The following is a 17604-nucleotide window of genomic DNA, read 5'->3' on the forward strand; positions in this document are numbered from 1 at the left end:
TAAAAGTCTTGAATTTTATTAGTCACTGGAATTTATTACGATTTGGTATTTTCGGCTTTAGGATGTTTTTCAAATAATTGACTTGAAAATGAAAACTACTTTACGCGATAAACTAGGTTTATCTTCACTGTCACTTCTTGTTCACCGGGTTGGATAACTGGTGCGGCGGTAATAGCCCCACCACCAACACCTCCATAATCTTTCATTGTTTCTCCGCGAGGTACGGGATAAAAATAATCTTCATAAACATTAATCAACTTCTTTAATCTGAGACCGGTTTGCTGAGCAATTTTCTCTGCTTTTGCTTTAGCTCTTTTAATCGCTTCCGTTCGTGCTTTTTCACGAATTAATTCTGGGTCATCAATAGAAAACGAGAGGTCGCCAATTAAATTGGCACCTTTTTCCGCCGCCCTATCCATTACCTCACCAATTTTTTCAAAGTTTCTGATTTTGATCAAAACTTCTTGTTCTAAAAGATAACCTCTAAAAATTCTTTGTCCTTCTTTAGTCCATTCATAGCGAGGCGTCAAGTTGTACCGCGTCGTCTGAATGTCTTTTTCATCAATTCCTAAATTTTTTACTTCCTTTAAAACCGCATTCATTTTTTCGGTGTTTTCTTTAAGAACATCCTTAATCACCCAGCCTTCGGTCGTTACCCCTAACTTAATGAAAGCAATATCTGGTTTAGCAAAAACCTTGCCTTCAGCACTGACAGTAATTTCGCGTGGATAATCAATGGATTTAAATTTAAAAACCGCGATGGCAGTAAAAAAACCCAAAAGGCCTAAAATTAAAACCAGTAAAGTAATGAAAAGCCGATGAGAAAGCTCCAGTTTTTTTGTTTCTTGTTCCATAGGTATTAATTATTAATTATTAAATTATATCATCGACTGAGCAAAAATTGGACAGTTAAAAAAACGATAAAAAATAAAACCAAAAAGATTCCCTCCGTCCAAGAAAGTTCGTCTCGACTTTTTATAAAAACGGTGAAAATGATCAGAACAAAAAGAAAAAATAAGGCGCCAATCAAAAAAGTAGAGAAAGTAATAATTTCGATGGGAAAAATAATCGCTGCTAAACCTAAGGCTAAACAAGAATTAACTACGATTGTTCCCAGAGAATTACCTAAAGAAAGTTCTTCTTGTCTCTTTAAAGCAGCTCTTAGACCAAAGGCTAATTCTGGCAAGGTCGTACTCAAAGAAATTAAAATTAAACCAATTAAAATTAAAGAAAGTTTCAGAGAAATAGCTAATATCTGTGTGATTTTGACAATAATTTCCGCTGAACCAATTAAGAGAATTAAACCGAAAAATAAGAAAATAAAATTTTTAAATAAATGTCTATTTTTTTCCTCAGAGGGTAGTTTTAAAAGATAATCTTTGTCTTGGAAAAAGAGAAAAACAAGATAAATAATAAAAAGAGTAATTAAGGCAAGACCGTCAAGACGAGAAAGTTTACCATCTAAAGCCAGGAGCACAGGATAAAAACTCGCTATTAAGGAAAAAAAGGTTTGACCTTTGATGGCGCCCCTTAATTTGATTTTTGAAACAATGATTGCTGTTAACCCTAAAATTAAAGTAAGGTTAACAATGTTGGCTCCAATAACATTGCCTAAAGAAAGGGTGGGAATTTGGTGAAAAGCAGAAGTAAGGCCGATAAAAATTTCTGGTAAAGAGGTTGCTACGCCAACAAAAATAAAAGAAAGAACAAACGGACTCCATCTAAAAATTGCGCCAATTTTTTTTAAAGATTTTATTGTTAAATCAGCCCCTTTTACCAAAACAAAAGAAAAAAGAAAAATTAAAATGAGATAAACAATCGTCATTTTTTTATTTATTTTTTTATCTTTTATTTATAGGTGTCGATCGGCCACTTTGGTCGCCCCATAAGCTTCGGGTTTTGTTTTAACTGTTAGACCATACCCCCTGATCATACTAACAATTTCTTTAATCATTTCTTTTGTTTCACCCCCCTCGCCAATATCAACATGAATCTCTACCTCACATCTGGCTAAAGTTTTTTTATATTCTCTAAAAAGTTTAAGAATTGTTAAAGCAGTGGTAAGAGAAAGATTAACTTCTTCATAAATTTTTTGTCTCAAAGTCTTGACCCTTTCTCCATAAATTTTTCGCCAAAAATATCGACCACCTTGACCAAGACGGTGGACAACAATGGCATTAACTAATTCTATTTCACCTTGACCTTCGGAGTCAGAACCAATAATAATATGATATTTTTTATTAAGATTTTCCTCAATAAATTTAATAATTTCTTTGGCAACTTGGTCTAAAGTTAATTGACCAATCGTTGGATTAAAATAAATTGTTGATAATTGATTCATGTTTTTATTATACATTAAAAAAAGAAAAGGTAAAGCCTCTATTCACCAGCAAAAAAGATCAAGGAACTAGCCACTAGGCCAGCAATTTCGGCTCGCAAAATCAGTCTACCCAAGGAAAATGGAAGAAAACCATATTTTTTGGCCAATAAAACCTCTTCTTTTGTTAAGCCCCCTTCCGGTCCAACACAAAGATAAACCTCCTTAATTTTTCTGATTTTATTTTTAAAGACAGAAAGTTTCTTTTTTCTTTCTTCTTCCCAAGCAATAAGTTTTAAAACCGGTTCTTCCTGTTCTCCTCCCTTTTGATTTATGAATTTATGATAAATAAAATTTAATGCTTCTTCAAAAGTCATCAAATTTTCTAAGAATGGCAAAAGACCTCGACCTGATTGTTCGGCTGATTCTTTAATAATTTTTTTATAGCGCCTGAATCTATTTTGACTAATTGCTTTAACCACTGATCTTTGGGTGATAATTGGTATAAAACCAGCCAGACCCAAGTTGGTACCAAATTTCAAAACTTGTTCAAATTTATCATGCTTTAAAAGAGATTGAAGTAAAATTATTTTTATTTTTTGTTCGTTTTTATTTTTTTCTTTCTTTAAAATATATCCTTCAATCATTTGATCATCAATTTTTTCTAAATTAACCAAATATTCAAAACCAAAATTATCTAAAATAATGATCTGATGACCAATTTTTAATCGTAAGACATTTTTAATTTGATGAATTAAGTCTGGAGTCTGAATGAAAATTTTGTCTTTTAAAATAGATTTTTGATCGATAAAAAATCTATGCATTTTCTAAACCAATTAAAAAATTATAAAGACAAGATGGTAAATCGCGACTATATCCCCCTTCCAAGACAGCAAAAGTAGGTAGATTAAACCGAGAAATTTTTTGACCAATTTTTCGAAAAGATTCTTTTTCTAATCCAAAATATGTTAAAGGGTCTTTTTTGTAAGTGTCAAAACCAGCTGAAATAGCTAAAAGTTGAGGAGAAAATTCGGAAATTTTTTTAAGAGCCAAATCTAAAGTAGTTAAATATTCTTTTTCTTCTGTTTTTGGTGGTAAGGGAAAATTTAAACAATTCAAATAAGGTTCTAAGCCTGTGCCAGGATAAAGTGGTGATTGGTGAAGAGAAATATATAAAACATTTTGTTTGCCTAAAAAAATATCTTCCGTACCATTGCCATGATGACAGTCGAGATCTAAAATAGCCACCCTTTTAATTCTTTCTAAAGATTTTCGGACAGCCAGAGCGATGTTGTTAAAATAACAAAAACCACCGCAAAAGTCTTGACCAGCATGATGGCCGGGTGGTCGCATTAAAGAAAAAGCTTTTTCTCCTCCCAAAGCAATTTCCATTGCCATTATCGCTCCGCCAACGGCGAGAAGGGCGTAATTAAAAATTCCTTTAATGTTTGGTGTATCCAAATCAGAAATTTTTTCGTTTTTTACCTCATCAATCAATCTAGGCGTATGAACCAAAAGTAAATCTTTTTCACTTGCAATTGATGGTTCTATAAATTCAAAGTTTTTTTTCTTTAAAAATTCTAAACAAGACTTCACTCTGGTTGGTGATTCTGGATGCCCAAAAGCGTGGTACTCTAAACATTTTGGTGAAAAAATAATTTTCATTTTTTCCACTTTAATTTTTCTTTTGTCTTTAAAATTTTCACCGCTTTTGTTTTACGAGCTAAATAAAGACTCGGCGTCCGAAAACGGCTTAATTTTTTTGGTGTCTTAATGGAATAATTTTTCATAAACTACTACAAATGACAAATTTTCAAATATACAAAATAATTCAAAAAAATATTTCTTTCATTCTTTCCGGATCATATTTTTCAACTATTTCAAAGGTTAAAGCATTTCTTTGACAAATCTCTTGAAAAAGGTAGGCACTTTTTCTTGGTCTTCTTGTCAAAGATTCGTAATCTATTTCAACTAAACCAAATCTGGGTTTAAAACCTTCTCGCCATTCAAAATTATCAATTAAAGACCAATGAAGATAACCGCGGACGTCAACACCTTCTTGAATGGCTTGCCAAAGATATTTCAAATGACGCAAAATAAACCGGCGACGTCGCAAATCTCCTGCATCAGCCAAACCATTTTCGGTAATATAAATTGGCAATTTAAATTTTTTTAAATCTTTTAAAAGAAAATAGAGTCCTTCAGGATGAATTTCTTTACGGATAACCCTCGTTTCTGGATTTTCTGAAGTCATTCTTTTTAAAAGGTCTTTAATTCTCAAAAATTCCACCCGATGACAGGTGTAATAATTTAAACCAATAAAATCATGATGATTTTTAGTCAATCGATAGAAAAAATGGTTGTAAAAGTAATTTAAAATTTTAGCCAGCACTTGATCAAAAAAATTCCTCCTCATTGACCTAAAATAAACGAGATTATTCGCTAAGCCAACCTTGGCTTGAGGTAGGATATGATGGATAATTTGATAACTTTTTTGATGGGCCTTGATTAAATTAAAAAAGACCTTTAAAGCGGTGAAAAAATTTTTCTTTTCTGGTGGCCAAAGTCCTAAAAAATAAGCACAACCGATATAAATTAATGGTTCGTTGAGTGTTAGCCAAAAGTCAACAAACTTTGAAAATTCAGGCACAATTTTTTTGACAAATCGAAGAAAATATGACACGGAAGCCGTATTTTGCCAACCACCTTTCCTTGCTAACCAATATGGCAGACTGAAATGCCAAAGGGTTAAAAAAATTTTAAATTTTTTTTCCTTCAAATAAGATAAAACTTTTCGATAATAGTCAATTTCTTTTTCATTAAATTTTCCCTCCTCTGGTTCAATTCTTGACCACTCAAGCGAAAGACGAAAAGCATTAAAATTTAATGATTGAGCCAAATCAATATCTTCTTGATAACGATGATAAAAATCACAAGCTTGACCAGAAATTGAACCGTCTTTTATTTTGCCCAATTTTTCCCAACTATACCAATCAGCATAAAAGTTATAACCCTCAGTTTGATAAGAAGAAATCGCTACTCCCCAAAGAAAATTCTTTGGAAACCTGTATTCTTTAATTTTTAATGTTTCATTTTGCATTTTAAATTTTAAAATAGTGCCCCCAGAAGGAATCGAACCTTCATCTCCTGCTTAAAAGGCAGTTGCTCTACCACTGAGCTATGGGGGCAACACATCAGCAATGAAAAAATAGAAAATAATCAGAGACGACGTTTAATGAGATAAGTGCCGTCAGGGTTTCGAAGAAGAATAAATTGACGCTCCTGATCATCTTCAAACTGGGCCGAACCATAAGCTCGAGCATGACGAAAAAAGACTGCTGCTTCCTCATACTGAAGATCATAGGCCAAATGTTCAGCCCCGGCCTTGGCATTGTCTTCGAAATAAACTGGTGTACCATGAATGATTGTTTTTTGTAAAGCCATATTTTTATTTAGATGTTATTATATCACAAGTGGATAAAATGTGCAAAAAAATACCTTGAAGACTCGTCTTAAATATTATAAGATGATGGTATGCCAGAAAATTTAATTGAAAAAATTCCTCCACAAAACATTGAAGCTGAACAGGCTCTTTTGGGCTGTCTTTTAATTGATAAAGAGGCAATTATTAAAGTAGGTGATATTTTAAGACCAGAAGATTTTTACAAAGAAAGTCATGGCTTAATTTTTCAAACCATGCTCGAATTGTTTGAAAAACGTGAGCCAATTGATATTCTCAGTTTAGCCAATCGACTTGAAGAAAAAAAATTATTGGAAACAATTGGCGGACGAAGTTATCTGATTTCCCTGGCTAATACAGTTCCTACCTCTACTCACGTTCTCTCTTACGCGGAAATTATTAGAAAAAAATCAACCTCAAGAAGATTAATTCAAGCAGCCGCCGAAATTACTGAACTGGCTTTTAAAGAAGAAGACGATGTAGAAAAAACTTTAGATCGGGCTGAGGCAAAAATTTTCTCTATCTCTCAGAGATATCTTAAACAATCTTTTGTCCCAATCAAAGATGCTTTAGCCGAAGCTTTTGAAAGAATTGATGAACTTCATAAGGAAAGAGGGAAAATTCGTGGTCTACCTACTGGCTTTGTTGATTTAGACGCTCTTTTAGGTGGTTTACAGAAATCTGATTTAATTATTTTAGCCGCTCGACCATCATTGGGAAAAAGTGCTCTGGCCTTAGATATTGCCCGTCAAGCAGCTGTTAATACAAAGGTACCAGTAGCAATTTTCTGTTTAGAAATGAGTCAAGATCAGGTTGTTGATCGTATTCTCTGTGCTCAAGCTGGTGTCTCTCTGTGGAAAATGAGAACTGGCTATTTGTCTTCTTCTGACGATGGCGATTTCCCAAAACTCGCTCAAGCAATGAGCATTCTTTCTGAAGCTCAAATTTTTATCGATAGCTCACCATTACTTAATGTTTTAGAAATAAGAACAAAAGCTCGTCGATTGCAAGCTGAACACGGTTTAGGTCTTATTGTCGTCGATTATTTACAATTAATGGAAGGTGTTACACCAAAAGAAAGTCGGGTTCAAGAAGTCTCTGATATTTCTCGAGCTTTAAAAAGTATTGCCCGCGAATTAGAAATTCCAGTCTTGGCTATTTCCCAGCTTTCTCGAGCCGTTGAACAACGAGGCGGACCAGCGGTACCAAAATTAGCTGATTTGCGTGAATCAGGCGCCTTAGAACAAGATGCCGATGTAGTTATGTTTATCTATCGGAAAGTTATGGACAGAGGGGTAAAATGCCCCGAAGAAGAAAGACATTTAGCTGAAATTCACGTCGCCAAACATCGTAATGGTCCAACCGGAGTGGTAAGATTGTTCTTTGATGAAAATACGGTAAGTTTTAAAAATTTAGCCAGTAAAATAGAAATCACCGAAACTGAAACTGAAGAAGAATTTTAAAAAAATAATCTTCGCCTCTGTCTTAACCAAACATTTATCGTTCAAGTTGTTGAGATATTTTTTATTTTGAGATAATTTCTAAAATTTTGACTTTTGTATAAAGTTGGCGATGCCCCTTTTTTCGACGATAGCGTACTTTTGGTTTGTATTTAATGACCGAAATTTTTTTGTTTCTACCTTGTTCTAAGACTTTAGCCTTAACTTTAATGTTGTTTAAAAGGGGTTGGCCAATCTGAACCGTTTTGTTTTTCTCATCAACAAAAAGTAAAATCTCATCAAAAGAAAAAACCTGACCAACCTTCCTATCAATTTTTTCTATTTTCAAAAGGTCATTTTCTTTGACTAAATATTGTTTGCCGCCGGTTTTGATAACTGCAAACATAAGTTTTTTTATATATTTAGTTTATGTTTTTATTTTTATAATATAGCTGTTTAGCAATCTTTTGTCAATGTTTTTCTTGTAACAAAGAGAGCTAAGCCAATCATAATTATTGTCACCCCCCCCAGGGCTAAAATTTTTGTTTGGGTCGTTGGAAAAAGAACGCCAATTAAACCAAAAAACAAGGCTAAGGCCCAGAGAAAAATGACCGCCCCACGATGAGAAAAACCAATTTCTAAAAGTCGAAAATGAAGGTGCTTTTTATCAGCAAAAAATGGCCACCGATGTTCTTTAAAAATTCTTCTTAAAATAACCCAAACCACGTCTAAAATAGGAATGCCTAAAACTAATAGAAGGGTAGCAATTTTACTGCCGGAAATAATGGCTAAAGTTCCTAAAATAAAGCCGGAAAAGGTCTCGCCGCTTGTACCGAGAAAAATTTTGGCTGGATGAAAATTAAAGATCAAAAATCCTAAAGAAGCGCCGGCTAAGATAATAGCTAAAATACCCACTTCGGGTTGATAGAATTTGGTAAAAAAACAAAGGCAAAAAATCATCAAAGCACCAATAGAAGTAATGCCCGGCACTAAGCCATCAAGACCAGCTAAAAGTTTCAAAGCATAAATGATCAACATCAGCCAAGTAAAGGTGATTAAGTCAGCTGGCCAAGAAAAATAATAAGGTACGCCCCGCCATCGTAAAATTTCAATTTTTTGCTGTTCTAAAAAAATTAGGCCCTGACCAAATGGCTGATTGATATATTTGATACCGATACCTGAAGCCATGACCACAAAGACAGCTAAAGTGGAAAAAAGAAATTGTTTAGCTGGCGAAAGACGATAGCGATCATCAAGAATACCGCCAATCATTAAAATAAGACTGGCTAAAAAAAGGCCAATTAAATTTTTCAATAAAATTGTTTCAAGTTGAAACCAACCAGTGAGCAAGGAAAAAAATAAAACTAGAAAAAAACTAAAAAATAAAGCCAAACCACCCAATAAAGGAATGGGTTTTTGATGAATTTTTCTCTCCGGTGCTTGCTCGGGGTAATCAAGAATTTGATACCTGAGAGCAAAACGACGAATAATTTTTGTAAAAACGACAGCAAGAATAAAGGCAGAAATAAAAAAGAAAAAATAATTCATCATTGCGTTAAAATTAAGACTCCCTTTTTAGTAATGGCTATTGTATGCTCAAAATGAGCAGACAAATTTCTATCTTTCGTAACAATTGTCCATCCATCTGATAAAGTCTCAATTTCTGGACGACCAGCGTTAACCATTGGTTCAATGGCTAAAGTCATCCCGACAACCAATTTAGGCCCAGTTGCTGGCCGACCAAAATTAGGAAGGGCCGGTTCTTCGTGAACACTTTTACCAACTCCGTGGCCGGTTAAATGACGAACCACTGAAAAACCATTTTTTTCAATAAAATTTTGGATCAAAAAAGCAATATCTCCCCAAAAAATGCCTGGTTTTATTTTCTTGATAGCTAAATCGAGAGATTTTTTGGTCACCCAAATCAATTTTTTTGCCAAAGAACTAATTTCACCAACACCAAAAGTAATAGCCATATCGGTAAAAAATCTTTGCCACTCAAGACCGCAATCAATAGTCACTAAATCACCGCTTTTAATTATTCGCGATGGCAAACTCGGAGTATGAACTAATTCGTTATTTAAAGAAAGACAGAGGGCGGTGGGAAACGGTTTTTGATTTTTTTTATGCCGGTAGCCTAAAAAAGCTGGTTTGGCACCAGCTTTTTTTATTAAATCAAGAGCTAAATTTTCAAGCTCGCCGGTAGAAATTCCTGGTTTCGTTACTTTTTGTAATTTTCTAACAATCTGAGCTAAAATTTTCCCACCGGCTCGCATTTTTTTTATTTCATCTGGTGTCTTAAGAATAATCATCTTTTAATTTTTTACTTTCAATTTTCTAAGAATTTCTTGAAAAACATTTTGAATTGGCTGTTCACCATTAATTTTGACTAAAATACCCCTTTTTTGATAAAAGTCGATCAATGGTTCACTTTCTTGATGATAAATTTCTAATCTTTTTAAAATCTTTTCTTTTTCATCATCTTCTCTAATAAAAAGGGTTCTTTCGCATTCATCGCAAACGCCCTCATTTTTTGGTGGATTATAAACTAAATGGTAGGTTTTACCACACTGGCAAACTCTTCTTAAGGTTAAACGGTTTAGTACCTCTTGATCAGAAATCCAGATCTCTAAAATATAATCTAAATTCGTGATGGAATCTAAAAAAATAGCCTGATGAATGGTCCGTGGATAACCATCTAAAATAAAACTGTTTTTTGTTTTATCAATTTCTTCTTTAATAATTTGATTAGTCAGAGAATCAGACACTAATTTTCCCTGATTAATCACTGGCTCCACTTTGCGGCCCAACTCTGTTTTATTTTTAATATGCCAACGAAAAAGATTGCCCGAAGAAATAAGTGGTATTTTAAATTTTTGAGCCAAAAGTTCAGCTTGCGTTCCTTTACCTGAGGCCGGAGGACCTATAAGAGCAATTTTCATAAAAATGGTAATGAACTAATGAGAAATTTTTATTTTATTTAATACCTCTTCCACTTTTTTATATAATTCTTCTAAACTGCTGTCATTGACAATTCTAAAATCGGCTAAAGAAATCACTTGATCTAACTGTTGTTGAAATTCATTACCCTTTCTTTCTAGTTCTTCTTGGCGTTTAAATTTTTCAAAAGAAACCGCATCGTCAATTTTGCCTCTTTTTTTGGCTCGTTCATAACGAAGTTCAATAGGTGCCTCGAGAGCTAAAAGAAAGAAACGACCCTCTTTTTTCAATTCTTCGATCTCGCCTGGATTTCTAATACTTGAAATAACAATTTTTTCTTTATCCCTTATTCTTTCTAAAGCCATTTTGGCTAAAATCCCTGGACCATATTTCTTACGTAATTCATTGGCTTCTTTAACTAGGTCATCCCGAGAGTAATAACAATTTTTTTTCTGACATTCTTCGCGGACTAAATCAGCTAGAGACAAGTGGAAAAATCCTTTCTTTTCTAAATAATTTGCCACTGTATCTTTCCCCGAAGAAAATGTTCCGGTTATACCCAGAATCAATCTTTGAGACATGAATTTATTTTTTTTATTAAAAAAGATTTTTCCAATTTTTAAATTTTCTTAGAAACTACTTCTCATACTCCCTCATAGCAATCTGGGCCTCGATTTGTTTAACGGTTTCAATAACAACACTGACGACAATCAAAAGTGAAGCGCCACCAATGGTCAAAGCACTAATTTTCAGAAGTCCTTGAGTAATTAATGGCAAAATAGCAATTATGCCCAAAGAAAGAGCACCGGCTAACATAATTCTGGAACTAATTTTTGACAAATATTCAGCTGTATTGCGGCCAGGACGTAACCCTGGGACAAACCCACCTTGCTTTTGTAAATGATCAGCAATTTGATCGGGTTTAAAAATAATCGAAGTATAAAAATAAGTAAAAGCCACAACGAGAACAAAATAAAGAAAGCCATAAAAAATTTGGTTTTGAAAAAGATGCACCAATAATTTTCCGCCTGTGGCAATGGCTTGGTTTTTAACTTGAGATAAAAATTGACCAACTAAAGGTGGAAATAAAATTAAAGAAATAGCAAAAATAATAGGAATCATACCAGCTTGGTTGACCCGTAAAGGTAGATAAGTATCAGTTCCACCATACATCCTCATCCCTCGAATTCTTCTGGCATAAGAAACAGGAATGTTTCTTTGACCTTCGTTCAAAATAACTACACCGGCAATCGTAATCACTCCTAAAACAATCAAAACAATTAAATTAGCAATCTGGGCTGGCTCAAAAGTAAGAAGTGTTCTTTGAAGATTGGTTGGTAAATCTGCGACAATGCCAGCAAAAATCAAAAGAGAAATACCATTCCCAACCCTCTTTTCGGAAACAAGCTCACCCAGCCACATCAGAAACATCGTGCCAGCCGTTAAAGTAATAATAGTTAAAAAATATTCTTTTGGTCCAGTTAGATTAATAATGCCTTGACCGCTTCGACTTAAAAGAGTAATTAAAGCATAAGCTTGCAGAGCGGCCAAAGGTACGGTGGCAATTCTTGTATATTGATTAATTTTTTGATAGCCAGTCTGGCCTTCTTTAGAAAGAGCTTCAAGAGAAGGAATGACCATGGTTAAAAGTTGAAAAATGATCGAGGCAGTGATATAAGGTGCTACGCCCATGGCAACAATGGAAAAGCGTTCCATGGCGCCACCAGAGAGAATGTTTAAAAGACCAAAAACTTGATTTTGGGCAAAGAAATTCTTTAGGGCCTCGATATTGACACCGGGTAAAGGGATATGAGCGGCTATTCTGAAAATTGCTAACATGCCTAAAACATATAAAATCGCATTTCTTAAATCTTTATAATGCCAAATTGTTCTTATTTTTTCCCAGGTTTTTGCCATAAGATCATTAATTTTGAATTTTGAATTTTGAATTTTGAATTTTTATTATCGCCCCACCTGCTTTCTTTATCGCCGCCTCAGCTGATTTAGAAAAAGCATGGGCTTTAAAAATCAATTTTTTCGAAATTTTCCCTTGACCTAAAATTTTAATTTTTTCTTTTTGATTTTTGATTAAACCTTTTTCAAAAAGACTGTCTGGATTAACTTCTTCGTTTTCTAAAAAATTTTTCTCTATCTCTTCTAAATTAATAATTGTTGGTTTTTTCTTTTTACTTTTAAAACCACCGTGTTTGGGAATTTTTTTCCAAATTTTTCGCAGGGCCTTTATTTTGATACCCCTTTTCCCACCTGAACGAGCCTTTTGACCTTTTTGCCCTCGTCCTGAATAACTGCCATGGCCAGAGGCATCGCCTCGACCTACTCTTTTTCTTTTTTTCTTTTTCTGAAATGTTTTGAGAGTATGTAAATTAAGTTCCATAAAAAATTTATTTCATTTTAGTCATTTTTTCAAGAGCTTTAAAAGTAGCCTTGACGTTATTAATTTTATTTTTTGAACCAAGAATTTTAGCGGTGGCATTTTTAATTCCAGCTAACTCTAAAATTATTCGGATTGCTCCGCCAGCCTTGATACCCTTGCCCTTAGCCGCTGGTTTTAAAATAATTTTTGCCGCCTTAAATTTTTCTCGAATTTCGTATGGAATAGTCTCGTTAACAATGACTGGTTCGATGATATTTTTTTTTGCCTGCCTTATTGCCTTTTCCATGGCGACGGCCACATCATTTCCTTTGGCTAAACCATAGCCAACTTTACCAGCTCTATTACCAATAACAACACAGGCGCGAAAACGAAGTCTCTTTCCGCCAGCTACAACTCTTGTCACCCTCGCTAAATCAATTAATCTTTGTTCAAATTCTTCTTCTAAGGAAACCGGTGGTAATTTTGTTTTTGACATAAAATTAAAATTTAAAAAACTAATCCGCCATCTCTAGCTCCATCGGCTAGAGCCTTGATTCGGCCATGATATTTAAAACCGCCTCGATCAAAAACAACTTTTTTGATTTTCTTTTTTAAAGCTTTTTCGGCAATCAATTTTCCTACTTGGTAAGCAACGGCTATTTTTCCAGCTTTCATTCCTTTTTCTTCTTTTATTTTTTTACTTTTAACTAGCGGTTTTGACTTTCTGAATTCTAAATCACTTGCCGCAACTAAAGTATTCCCTACTTCATCATTAATAATTTGAGCATAAATATGTTTTAAACTTCGAAAAACCGAAAGTCGAGGACGATTTTTTGTCCCAAAAATTTTAGCTCTGACCCGCCGATGACGTCTTTCTTTTCTTTGATCTTTTCTCTTCATTTTCATATTCATAGAATAAGTAAATAATTTTTAGGTGGCAGCGACAGCTTTTTTACCTGCCTTCTTCCTGACCAATTCACCAAAATATCTAATACCTGTGCCTTTATATGGTTCTGGCTTCCTGATTTTTCTGATTTGAGCAGCTGTTTCGCCAAGAAGTTGTTTATCAATACTGAAGAGAGTCAAAATATTTTTTTCAACTTTTGCCTCAACATTTTTGGGTAAAATAAATTCAACAGGATGAGAGAAACCGACATTTAAAACCAATTTATTTCCTAAAACTTCGGCTCGATAACCAATACCAATCAATTCCAGTTTTTTTTCGAAACCTTGGCTAACACCTAAAACCATATTTGAAATAATTCTTTGAAAAGTACCCCAAAGCGCTCTTTCTTTTTTATTCTCAGGATTTTTCAATTTAACCTGAAGAAACTTATCTTTTATTTCTAAAACAATGGCTGGATGCATTTTTTCTCTTAACTCGCCCTTCTGCCCTTTAACAACAAGAAAATCGTCTTCGATTTTTACTTCAACGCCTTGAGGAATTTCAATGATTTTTTTACCAATACGCGACATATAAAAATTGTTATATTTTTAAAATCAAATTGTTTTCTGATTCAATTATTAAAACTCTTTTCCCGCTCTTGGTCTATTTTTTTACCAAACCTCACCAATTACCTCTCCGCCTAATTTTCTTTTTGCTGCCTCCTCGCCAGTCATAATACCTCTTGAGGTGGAAATAATATAAAGACCCAAGCCACCTTTAACCTTCTTTATTTCCTTGCTTTTAACATAAATCCGGCAACCTGGTTTAGAAATTCTTTTAATTTCTCGAATGGCTGGTTGACCATCTTTATATTTAAAAGTTATTTTCAACACTTCTTTTTTTCTTTTTCTCTTTCCTTCTTTAAGGGATAGTCTTTCCACTTTTTGAATAAAATTTGCTTTTTCTAAAACTTTAGCAATGGCAAGTTTAATTTTGGAAAATGGAATAAAGGTTTCTGTTTTTCTTACGGCTAAGCTATTTCTAATTTTTGTAAACATGTCTGCAATTGGATCCATAAATTTAAAATTTATAATTTTAAATTTTACCAAGAGGCTTTTCTCACACCCGGGATTTCGCCTTTGGAAGCAAGTTCTCTAAAACAAATTCGACAAAGATCGAAGTCTCTCATATAACCATGTCTTCTGCCACAACGCCAACAACGTCGAACTTTACGAGTCGAATATTTGGGTTTTTTCAATGATTTAACGTATTGAGCTTTGGTAGTCATAAGAAAATCATTGATTTGAGTTTTCTAGAGAGATTCTTTAAATGGAAGGCCAAACAATTTTAGTAAAGTTAATCCTTCTTCTCTCTGCCGAGCTGTTGTAACGATAGTTACTTCTAAACCATGTAGTTTTTCAACCGATTCTGGTAAAATTTCAGGGAAAACTAACTGTTCTCTAAAACCTAAAGAAAGATTACCTTGTTGATCAACGGCTGTTAAAGGAATACCTTTAAAATCACGGGTTCGAGGCAAGACGACGTTAATTAACTTATCTAAAAAATCATACATTTTTTCATGACGAAGTGTCAATTTCAGGCCAACAACCTGATTCTTTCTGATCTTAAAGCCGGCAATAGATTTCCTTACTTTTGTCTCAACTGGTTTTTGGCCCGTTATTTTAAAACAAGTCTGTTTGGCTGTCTCAATTATTTTTGGATCTTTTTTCTTAAAAGCTTCTCCTAAACCAATATTAATTGAAATTTTTTCTAGTTTCGGTACGACTAAATCATTCTTATAACCAAAAATTTCTTTCATTTTTGGTACAATTTCTTTTTTATAAATTTCTTTTAATCTAGACATAGGAAATTATCTCTTTACATTTTTTACAAATTCTTGCTTTCTTTTTATTTTCAAAAATTCTAAAACCAACCCGCGTTGACCGATGACAATGGGGACAAACAAGCATGACTTTTGAAATATAAAGTGGTGCGGGTATTTTAATTCTTTGACCCTTTTCTCCTTCTCGTCGAGGTTTAACATGTTTAACAACCAAATTTAATCCTTCAACAATAATTTTTTTATTTTTCGACCAAACTTTCAAAACCCTTCCTCTTTTTCCTTTGTCTTTACCAATTTTTATTTCAACGGTGTCACCTTTTTTAATTTTTGCCATATTAATTATAATTATCTTTAGATAACCTCCGGAGCTAAAGAAATAATTTTGACAAAACCTCTTTCTCTTACTTCTTTAGCCACTGGACCAATAATTCTTGTTCCTTTAGGTTCTTTAGTTTTTTTATCAATAATAACACAGGCATTATCATCAAAACGAATATAAGTGCCATCTCTTCTTCTTGTTTCTTTCTTGGTGCGAACAACAACAGCGTGTAAAATATCACTTTTTTTAACCAAACGATGAGGTATGGCTTCCTTGACGACAACGGTGATGATATCTCCTAGACGAGCCATTCTCTTTTTGTAGCCGCCAAAAACATGAATACACATCACCTTTTTTGCTCCGGTATTATCAGCGACATTTAAAATTGATCGATGTTGAATCATGGTCTTTATCAATTATAAATCAATGACAAAGATACAAGTCTTTTGACTTTATTTCTTAATTTCTACTAATCTCCATCTTTTTTCTTTAGAAAGCGGTCGACATTCCTCAAAAATGACCTTATCGCCAACCTTTGCTTCGTTTTTTTCATCATGAACTTTAAATTTCTTTGAAACGCGATATCTCTTTTTATATTTAGGATGTTTTTTGATCCGCTCAACTTTAACAACAATGGTTTTATCCATTTTATCAGAAACGACTATGCCTTGAAATTTTCTGCTCATATTATTTTTTATTTAAAATAGTTAAAATTCTAGCGATATTTTTCTTAATCTTTCTTATTTCGCGAACGTTTTTAATTTTTTTTAAAACAACGTCAAATCTTAATGAACGGAGTTTGTCTCTTTGTTCAGAAAGGATTTTTTTTAGTTCCTCTTTTGTCTTTTGCTGAAGTTCGTTAATTTTCATATCTAAAAATAATTTTCTATTTTTTTATAAATTTTGTTTTAACAGGTAGTTTATGAGAAGCATAACGGAAGGCTTCTCGTGCTAATTCTTCTTTAAGACCAGTCATCTCAAAAATAATTGTCCCAGCTTTGACTGGTGCCACCCAGTGATCAACACTCCCCTTCCCCCCACCCATGGGTACTTCAGGAGGTTTTTTAGTGATCGGTTTATCGGGAAAAATTCTTAACCAAATTTTTCCACCCTTTTTGATAAATTTGCTAATTGCCCTTCGCGCTGCTTCTATTTGACGATCAGTAATCCAGGCTGTTTCTAATGTTTTTAAACCAAAATCACCAAAGGCTAAATAATTTCTACTTGAGGCTTGACCAGTCTTTCTTTTTCGACCCTTCTGAGCTTTGTGGTATTTTGTTTTTTTAGGAGCTAACATATCAAAACTATTAAAATCTATATTGAAGAAGCACAAAAAAGGTAAAGCTTCTAATTATTGTTTTTGAATTCTGGAGGCGTCTCAAAAAACTTCTCCTTTATAAATCCAAACTTTAACGCCAATAGCACCGTAAAGGGTAAAGGCAGTGCCACGACTATAATCAATATTACTCCGTAGGCTGTGTAGTGGCATTTTACCCCAAGAAAATGTTTCAGCTCTAGCAATTTCAACGCCGTCGAGCCTACCTTTAATGACAATTTTTACTCCTGCGGCGCCGGCTTTTTTTACTTGTTCAATGGCTCTTTTAGCCACCCTTCGAAAGGGCACTCTCTTCTCCAGATCAGCAATAATTGTTTCTAAAACCACTGAGGCAGAGAGATGAGGTGAAGCAATTTCTTGAACTTGAATTTCAAGGCTGTCGCCTTTTTCTAGAAATTTATTTTCTATTTCTTTTTTTAATTTCTCGATATCAACACCACCCCGCCCAATTACTAGACCAGGTTTAGCCGTTTTAATAATAACTTTTAAAACTTCACCTACTCTTTCAATTTCAATTCCTCCTAGGCCGCAATTTTTGAGTCTTTTCTTTAAAAATTTTCTAATAGAAATATCAGTTTTTAAAATTTTTCTGAAAGAAGAAAGTTTGGCAAACCATTTCGACTGCCATTCTTGAATGAGGGGGATTCTAAAAATTTTTGGATTAACTTTTTGTCCCATATCAAACTCATT

Annotated in this window: 28 protein-coding genes and 1 tRNA gene; 1 reads left to right on the forward strand and 28 read right to left on the reverse strand. The window is 33.7% G+C overall.

All coding sequences use genetic code 11. The features are described from left to right. Positions 1-95: 95 nt before the first annotated feature. The 9 genes from N2259_01820 to N2259_01860 form a co-directional block, all read right to left on the reverse strand. A complete protein-coding gene (locus N2259_01820; protein MCX7778959.1) occupies positions 96-854 on the reverse strand; it encodes an SIMPL domain-containing protein in 759 nt (252 codons plus the stop codon). A gap of 29 nt (positions 855-883) precedes the next feature. Beyond that, the gene (locus N2259_01825) at positions 884-1825 is read right to left on the reverse strand and encodes a hypothetical protein (protein MCX7778960.1); all 942 of its coding nucleotides are present in this window, start codon (positions 1823-1825) and stop codon (positions 884-886) included. 27 nt (positions 1826-1852) lie between these two features. After that, a complete protein-coding gene (locus tag N2259_01830; GenBank protein ID MCX7778961.1) occupies positions 1853-2341 on the reverse strand; it encodes a ribonuclease H-like YkuK family protein in 489 nt (162 codons plus the stop codon). 38 nt (positions 2342-2379) lie between these two features. Continuing rightward, the gene (locus N2259_01835; GenBank protein MCX7778962.1) at positions 2380-3141 is read right to left on the reverse strand and encodes a 16S rRNA (uracil(1498)-N(3))-methyltransferase; all 762 of its coding nucleotides are present in this window, start codon (positions 3139-3141) and stop codon (positions 2380-2382) included. Continuing rightward, positions 3134-3982: a histone deacetylase family protein gene (locus N2259_01840; protein MCX7778963.1), complete on the reverse strand. Its 849-nt coding sequence runs from the start codon at positions 3980-3982 to the stop codon at positions 3134-3136. Before N2259_01840 ends, N2259_01835 begins: the two co-directional genes overlap by 8 nt. Next, positions 3979-4107 (reverse strand): hypothetical protein, encoded by a 129-nt coding sequence (locus tag N2259_01845; protein ID MCX7778964.1) that lies wholly within the window; start codon positions 4105-4107, stop codon positions 3979-3981. The genes N2259_01840 and N2259_01845 overlap by 4 nt, the downstream gene beginning before the upstream one ends. Positions 4108-4148: 41 nt before the next feature. Beyond that, positions 4149-5417, reverse strand: a complete 1269-nt coding sequence (locus N2259_01850) for a glycoside hydrolase family 1 protein (protein ID MCX7778965.1) — start codon at positions 5415-5417, stop codon at positions 4149-4151. A 17-nt stretch (positions 5418-5434) separates the two neighbouring features. Further along, a tRNA-Lys gene (locus N2259_01855) sits at positions 5435-5505 on the reverse strand. Positions 5506-5536: 31 nt separating this feature from the next. Then, positions 5537-5761, reverse strand: a complete 225-nt coding sequence (locus tag N2259_01860; protein MCX7778966.1) for a hypothetical protein — start codon at positions 5759-5761, stop codon at positions 5537-5539. Between the two features lie 90 nt (positions 5762-5851). Here N2259_01860 and dnaB point away from each other — a divergent pair, with 90 nt between their 5' ends. After that, positions 5852-7240 carry a replicative DNA helicase gene (dnaB, locus tag N2259_01865; GenBank protein ID MCX7778967.1) on the forward strand — a complete coding sequence of 463 codons (1389 nt, stop codon included), beginning with the start codon at positions 5852-5854 and terminating at the stop codon, positions 7238-7240. Positions 7241-7301: 61 nt separating this feature from the next. Here dnaB and rplU read toward each other — a convergent pair whose 3' ends face one another. From rplU to rpsC, 19 genes are all read right to left on the reverse strand, one after another. Then, on the reverse strand, positions 7302-7622 hold the full coding sequence (gene rplU / locus N2259_01870; protein ID MCX7778968.1) for a 50S ribosomal protein L21: 321 nt from the start codon (positions 7620-7622) through the stop codon (positions 7302-7304). A gap of 50 nt (positions 7623-7672) precedes the next feature. Then, a complete protein-coding gene (locus N2259_01875) occupies positions 7673-8767 on the reverse strand; it encodes an undecaprenyl/decaprenyl-phosphate alpha-N-acetylglucosaminyl 1-phosphate transferase (GenBank protein ID MCX7778969.1) in 1095 nt (364 codons plus the stop codon). After that, positions 8764-9528, reverse strand: coding sequence for a type I methionyl aminopeptidase (map, locus tag N2259_01880; GenBank protein ID MCX7778970.1), 765 nt, complete (start codon positions 9526-9528; stop codon positions 8764-8766). Before map ends, N2259_01875 begins: the two co-directional genes overlap by 4 nt. 3 nt (positions 9529-9531) lie before the next feature. Next, positions 9532-10158 (reverse strand): nucleoside monophosphate kinase, encoded by a 627-nt coding sequence (locus N2259_01885; protein MCX7778971.1) that lies wholly within the window; start codon positions 10156-10158, stop codon positions 9532-9534. 15 nt (positions 10159-10173) lie between these two features. Continuing rightward, positions 10174-10737 carry an AAA family ATPase gene (locus N2259_01890; protein ID MCX7778972.1) on the reverse strand — a complete coding sequence of 188 codons (564 nt, stop codon included), beginning with the start codon at positions 10735-10737 and terminating at the stop codon, positions 10174-10176. Positions 10738-10792: 55 nt separating this feature from the next. Continuing rightward, complete coding sequence (gene secY, locus N2259_01895) at positions 10793-12073, reverse strand: preprotein translocase subunit SecY (protein ID MCX7778973.1); 1281 nt, start codon at positions 12071-12073, stop codon at positions 10793-10795. A gap of 7 nt (positions 12074-12080) precedes the next feature. After that, complete coding sequence (gene rplO / locus N2259_01900) at positions 12081-12551, reverse strand: 50S ribosomal protein L15 (protein ID MCX7778974.1); 471 nt, start codon at positions 12549-12551, stop codon at positions 12081-12083. A gap of 7 nt (positions 12552-12558) precedes the next feature. Then, complete coding sequence (rpsE, locus tag N2259_01905; protein MCX7778975.1) at positions 12559-13026, reverse strand: 30S ribosomal protein S5; 468 nt, start codon at positions 13024-13026, stop codon at positions 12559-12561. A gap of 11 nt (positions 13027-13037) precedes the next feature. After that, complete coding sequence (rplR, locus tag N2259_01910) at positions 13038-13442, reverse strand: 50S ribosomal protein L18 (GenBank protein MCX7778976.1); 405 nt, start codon at positions 13440-13442, stop codon at positions 13038-13040. 18 nt (positions 13443-13460) lie between these two features. Beyond that, a complete protein-coding gene (rplF, locus tag N2259_01915; protein MCX7778977.1) occupies positions 13461-14006 on the reverse strand; it encodes a 50S ribosomal protein L6 in 546 nt (181 codons plus the stop codon). Between the two features lie 81 nt (positions 14007-14087). Further along, entirely contained in the window at positions 14088-14492 is a 405-nt protein-coding gene (rpsH, locus tag N2259_01920) for a 30S ribosomal protein S8 (protein ID MCX7778978.1), read from the reverse strand. Positions 14493-14518: 26 nt separating this feature from the next. Continuing rightward, positions 14519-14704, reverse strand: coding sequence for a type Z 30S ribosomal protein S14 (locus N2259_01925; protein ID MCX7778979.1), 186 nt, complete (start codon positions 14702-14704; stop codon positions 14519-14521). A gap of 24 nt (positions 14705-14728) precedes the next feature. Beyond that, complete coding sequence (gene rplE, locus N2259_01930; protein ID MCX7778980.1) at positions 14729-15280, reverse strand: 50S ribosomal protein L5; 552 nt, start codon at positions 15278-15280, stop codon at positions 14729-14731. Beyond that, on the reverse strand, positions 15273-15593 hold the full coding sequence (gene rplX, locus N2259_01935; GenBank protein ID MCX7778981.1) for a 50S ribosomal protein L24: 321 nt from the start codon (positions 15591-15593) through the stop codon (positions 15273-15275). The genes rplE and rplX overlap by 8 nt, the downstream gene beginning before the upstream one ends. Before the next feature lie 17 nt (positions 15594-15610). Further along, positions 15611-15982: a 50S ribosomal protein L14 gene (gene rplN, locus N2259_01940; GenBank protein MCX7778982.1), complete on the reverse strand. Its 372-nt coding sequence runs from the start codon at positions 15980-15982 to the stop codon at positions 15611-15613. Positions 15983-16030: 48 nt separating this feature from the next. Further along, complete coding sequence (gene rpsQ / locus N2259_01945; protein ID MCX7778983.1) at positions 16031-16264, reverse strand: 30S ribosomal protein S17; 234 nt, start codon at positions 16262-16264, stop codon at positions 16031-16033. Position 16265: 1 nt separating this feature from the next. After that, a complete protein-coding gene (rpmC, locus tag N2259_01950; protein MCX7778984.1) occupies positions 16266-16448 on the reverse strand; it encodes a 50S ribosomal protein L29 in 183 nt (60 codons plus the stop codon). A 16-nt stretch (positions 16449-16464) separates the two neighbouring features. Beyond that, a complete protein-coding gene (rplP, locus tag N2259_01955; GenBank protein ID MCX7778985.1) occupies positions 16465-16875 on the reverse strand; it encodes a 50S ribosomal protein L16 in 411 nt (136 codons plus the stop codon). 81 nt (positions 16876-16956) lie between these two features. Continuing rightward, positions 16957-17592 carry a 30S ribosomal protein S3 gene (gene rpsC, locus N2259_01960; protein ID MCX7778986.1) on the reverse strand — a complete coding sequence of 212 codons (636 nt, stop codon included), beginning with the start codon at positions 17590-17592 and terminating at the stop codon, positions 16957-16959. Positions 17593-17604: the final 12 nt, after the last annotated feature.

This window comes from Patescibacteria group bacterium, from assembly GCA_026417895.1.
In the GTDB taxonomy this organism is placed as follows: Bacteria; Patescibacteriota; Patescibacteriia; order UBA2591; family CALHIP01; genus CALHIP01.

Bases quoted from the DNA above. Each gene is read 5' to 3' on its own strand.
- N2259_01850 (MCX7778965.1), bottom strand. From the start codon at position 5,417: ATGCAAAATGAAACATTAAAAATTAAAGAATACAGGTTTCCAAAGAAT.
- rplR (MCX7778976.1), bottom strand. From the start codon at position 13,442: ATGAATATGAAAATGAAGAGAAAAGATCAAAGAAAAGAAAGACGTCAT.
- rpsE (MCX7778975.1), bottom strand. From the start codon at position 13,026: ATGTCAAAAACAAAATTACCACCGGTTTCCTTAGAAGAAGAATTTGAA.
- N2259_01835 (MCX7778962.1), bottom strand. From the start codon at position 3,141: ATGCATAGATTTTTTATCGATCAAAAATCTATTTTAAAAGACAAAATT.
- secY (MCX7778973.1), bottom strand. From the start codon at position 12,073: ATGGCAAAAACCTGGGAAAAAATAAGAACAATTTGGCATTATAAAGAT.
- dnaB (MCX7778967.1), top strand. From the start codon at position 5,852: ATGCCAGAAAATTTAATTGAAAAAATTCCTCCACAAAACATTGAAGCT.
- N2259_01890 (MCX7778972.1), bottom strand. From the start codon at position 10,737: ATGTCTCAAAGATTGATTCTGGGTATAACCGGAACATTTTCTTCGGGG.
- rplX (MCX7778981.1), bottom strand. From the start codon at position 15,593: ATGGCAAAAATTAAAAAAGGTGACACCGTTGAAATAAAAATTGGTAAA.
- N2259_01875 (MCX7778969.1), bottom strand. From the start codon at position 8,767: ATGATGAATTATTTTTTCTTTTTTATTTCTGCCTTTATTCTTGCTGTC.
- rpsQ (MCX7778983.1), bottom strand. From the start codon at position 16,264: ATGAGCAGAAAATTTCAAGGCATAGTCGTTTCTGATAAAATGGATAAA.
- N2259_01825 (MCX7778960.1), bottom strand. From the start codon at position 1,825: ATGACGATTGTTTATCTCATTTTAATTTTTCTTTTTTCTTTTGTTTTG.
- rplE (MCX7778980.1), bottom strand. From the start codon at position 15,280: ATGTCTAGATTAAAAGAAATTTATAAAAAAGAAATTGTACCAAAAATG.
- rpmC (MCX7778984.1), bottom strand. From the start codon at position 16,448: ATGAAAATTAACGAACTTCAGCAAAAGACAAAAGAGGAACTAAAAAAA.
- N2259_01885 (MCX7778971.1), bottom strand. From the start codon at position 10,158: ATGAAAATTGCTCTTATAGGTCCTCCGGCCTCAGGTAAAGGAACGCAA.
- rpsH (MCX7778978.1), bottom strand. From the start codon at position 14,492: ATGGATCCAATTGCAGACATGTTTACAAAAATTAGAAATAGCTTAGCC.
- map (MCX7778970.1), bottom strand. From the start codon at position 9,528: ATGATTATTCTTAAGACACCAGATGAAATAAAAAAAATGCGAGCCGGT.
- N2259_01925 (MCX7778979.1), bottom strand. From the start codon at position 14,704: ATGACTACCAAAGCTCAATACGTTAAATCATTGAAAAAACCCAAATAT.
- rplU (MCX7778968.1), bottom strand. From the start codon at position 7,622: ATGTTTGCAGTTATCAAAACCGGCGGCAAACAATATTTAGTCAAAGAA.
- rplN (MCX7778982.1), bottom strand. From the start codon at position 15,982: ATGATTCAACATCGATCAATTTTAAATGTCGCTGATAATACCGGAGCA.
- rplP (MCX7778985.1), bottom strand. From the start codon at position 16,875: ATGTTAGCTCCTAAAAAAACAAAATACCACAAAGCTCAGAAGGGTCGA.
- N2259_01840 (MCX7778963.1), bottom strand. From the start codon at position 3,982: ATGAAAATTATTTTTTCACCAAAATGTTTAGAGTACCACGCTTTTGGG.
- rplO (MCX7778974.1), bottom strand. From the start codon at position 12,551: ATGGAACTTAATTTACATACTCTCAAAACATTTCAGAAAAAGAAAAAA.
- N2259_01845 (MCX7778964.1), bottom strand. From the start codon at position 4,107: ATGAAAAATTATTCCATTAAGACACCAAAAAAATTAAGCCGTTTTCGG.
- rpsC (MCX7778986.1), bottom strand. From the start codon at position 17,592: ATGGGACAAAAAGTTAATCCAAAAATTTTTAGAATCCCCCTCATTCAA.
- N2259_01830 (MCX7778961.1), bottom strand. From the start codon at position 2,341: ATGAATCAATTATCAACAATTTATTTTAATCCAACGATTGGTCAATTA.
- N2259_01820 (MCX7778959.1), bottom strand. From the start codon at position 854: ATGGAACAAGAAACAAAAAAACTGGAGCTTTCTCATCGGCTTTTCATT.
- N2259_01860 (MCX7778966.1), bottom strand. From the start codon at position 5,761: ATGGCTTTACAAAAAACAATCATTCATGGTACACCAGTTTATTTCGAA.
- rplF (MCX7778977.1), bottom strand. From the start codon at position 14,006: ATGTCGCGTATTGGTAAAAAAATCATTGAAATTCCTCAAGGCGTTGAA.